Source organism: Candidatus Chordibacter forsetii, from assembly GCF_964187505.1.
Classification (GTDB): Bacteria; Verrucomicrobiota; Verrucomicrobiia; order Opitutales; family Seribacteraceae; genus Chordibacter; species Chordibacter forsetii.
Window position 1 is genome coordinate 1 of record NZ_CAXLML010000017.1, and the last position, 2,886, is coordinate 2,886.

A 2,886-nucleotide genomic window follows, 5' to 3' on the forward strand; every position below is an offset into this window, starting at 1 on the left:
ATTTCGAATATCACCACCGTGTTTAGGATGTAGTGATTGAGAATATCCCGCAGAGCGGGTAAGTCGGACTCGCGCCCTCTGCGGATGATGGTTGTCATACCTTAAAGAATAGTGACGTTCAAAAGTGGTACCCGGAGAGGGGGTCGAACCCTCACTCCCTCGCGGGAACTGGATTTTGAATCCAGCGCGTCTACCAATTCCGCCATCCGGGCATCGAGAGTAAGTTAGTTTTTATCTTTGATTATTTCAGATTTGGCAACCTTGTTGTTTTGAAAGTTCAAACTTAAGGGTTAACTTCTAAAAGTTTTTCGTGGGCTTTTCTTAAGTTTATGAATAACTTTTAAAGGTTATGAGCGGAGTTAAAATATGGCTGATTGGTACGAGCAGATATTTATTTCTTTTTCTTTTCGTTTTTGTTGCTCCTTTGAGTGCACAATTGGAGAACGGTTTGGTCGCTTATTTCCCCTTGGACGGGAATGGATCTGATTTAGTTAGCGGTGCGAACGGTACGATCTATGGAGCAACTCCGGCTGAAAATCGCTGGGGGGATTCGGGGAAGGCATATTCATTTGATGGGACGGATGATTACATTGAGGTTCCTTTTCAATCCACTTATTCGACTGATGCGTTTAGCTTTAGCCTATGGGTCAAGCCAACGGCAACCTCATCTCAACACACTTCCCCCCTTACCTTTAGAGCTAGCACTAGGGGACATATTCTATACAAGACCCCACAAAATAATTGGGGTGCTTGGGTTGGTACAGGCGGGAGCTGGGCTGAAAATGTTTTGGGTCAAATTGAAGTAGGAAACTGGCAATTTATCGCATCTACCTATGCCTCTGGTTCTTACAAGGGGTATCTTGATGGAGATTTGGTTTCTACTATATCCCCCAGTTTTTCGAAAAATACTTCTTCTCCTCTAAGAATTGGTGCGGGAAAGACGGAAGGGTCTCCAGATTTTTTCTTCGTCGGAGTGGTGGATGAGGTCCGTTTGTACAATCGTGCCCTGAGTGCTGCGGAGGTGCAGCAACTGCAGTTGGTGGACCACCAGGAAGTTCCCCCTTCGAATCTTCGGACGGTGGGCGGTCTCGCTATTACCGAAAATTCTTCTGCCGGAACTGTCGTAGGTGAGTTCAATGCAACCGATCCTAACGGAGATACTGTCACTTACGCTTTGATGCCAGCTCTTCCCAGTGAATTCTCTCCAGTTTTATGGCTCGATGCCAACGACTCTTCAACGGTGATTGAGTCAGGTGGGGCAGTAAGTGCGTGGCAGGACAAAAGTGGGAATGATTATCACTTCACTCAAAATGTTGATAATTCCAAGCGCCCCCTTTATTCGACTACATCCTTAAACGGGATGCCCGCGATCACTTTTGATGGTTCCAATGATTACCTTAGCATCTCTTCTCGGTTAGGTTTCAGTGCAAATCCGGATATTTCTGTTTTCGCGGTGACGAGTTTCCTATCTCTCGCCGATAACGACGAGCGAATCTTTCAAATCGGTTCGAATAGTCATGGATTAGCGGTTACAGGCGGAACCGGAAGTTGGTGTTGGCGTTTCAATGGGGGGCATGAACGCTACAACGATGTTACGATCAATAATGTCGCACAACAGGCTTGGGTTCGACAAGCAGGGACAAATTATCAAGCTTCTCGATTTTTCTACAACGGACTGGAACAAGCTAGAGTCGCTGGAAGTTCCGATGCATCTTCCCCGACCAATGTTGCAGAGATTGCTTCTATTGGAAAAAGTACAACTGGAAGTAATTTTGCAAATGTTAAGATTTCTGAACTGATTGTACTCAATGATTCTTCGGAAGCTTCCAGAAGGGGGGTCGAGACCTACCTTGCCCGCAAATGGGGCCTCACTTACACCCAACCGACGAGTGACGGAATCTTTGAGATTGAGTCCAATGGTACCCTGAAGTCTTTGGTCGCTTTGGACAGAGAAACGGTTGCCACACTTCCAATTACTGTTCGGGCAACCGACCCCAATGGAAATTTCATAAAAGAAGACTTTTCGGTAACTGTAGTGGACGATGGCCTAGAGGATACAGATAGTGACGGATTTTTAGATTCAGTGGAATACCAGGAGGGAAGTGACCCCATTTCTAACGCTAGCATTCCTGGGTTGGAATACGGGTTGACCGCTTGGTATCCATTCGATGGCAATGCCTCTGATATGTCTGGGAACAATAGGCATGCAACCGCGGTGAATAGCCACAGTTACATATCCGCAAAAGTTGGTTCAGGTGTAAGAATAGTAGGCTCATCCAGTGGAGTAACTGGGCATGTTTCGCTTCCTTACATTACATCATTAGAAAACTCTGATTATACGTTTGCTTTCTGGGTCTTAGAGGAATCAATGCTATACGCACATGGAGAAGATTATTTATTTTACGGACAAATAGAGAGGGTTTCAAACCGTGATGATGGAGTAGCCTTTCCATTCAGCTCTACCACAGATTATATTTCCGGTATAAACCGTTCGTCTTGGAATCATTATGCAGTAACCAAATCTGGCTCTACGAATCGTGGATATTTGAACGGTTCTTTGGTGGCCACAGGTAGCTGGACCTCCCCGAGTGCTGTTTCTGGTACGGCGACCCATTCTGCATTGGGCCGGCATTGGTGGAGTGGTGGTGCTAGCTCCACACGGCTGGTTGCCGTATTTGATGATTTAAGAATTTATGATCGGTCTATTTCTGGAACAGAAGCCAGTCTCCTTTACCAACTACCGGCTTCCGATGTGGATGGGGACGGGTATACCTATGCGGAGGAATTGGAGGCTGGCACCAATCCAAATTCCAGTTTGAGTAAACCAAGCCTCATGGATGGTTTGCTTCTTTGGTATCCCTTGGATGGAAATACTTCAGACATGTC

At 46.1% G+C, this 2,886-nt stretch carries 1 protein-coding gene and 1 tRNA gene; one reads left to right on the forward strand and one right to left on the reverse strand.

Annotated elements, in window-relative coordinates; translation table 11 throughout:
* Window positions 1-125: 125 nt before the first annotated feature.
* A tRNA-Leu gene (locus ACKPQ4_RS00540) sits at window positions 126-212 on the reverse strand.
* A gap of 137 nt (window positions 213-349) precedes the next feature.
* On the opposite strand from ACKPQ4_RS00540, the gene ACKPQ4_RS00545 reads away from it, so the two are divergent.
* Window positions 350-2,886: LamG-like jellyroll fold domain-containing protein (locus ACKPQ4_RS00545; RefSeq protein ID WP_407679257.1), on the forward strand; the 2,537-nt coding region annotated here is incomplete at its 3' end.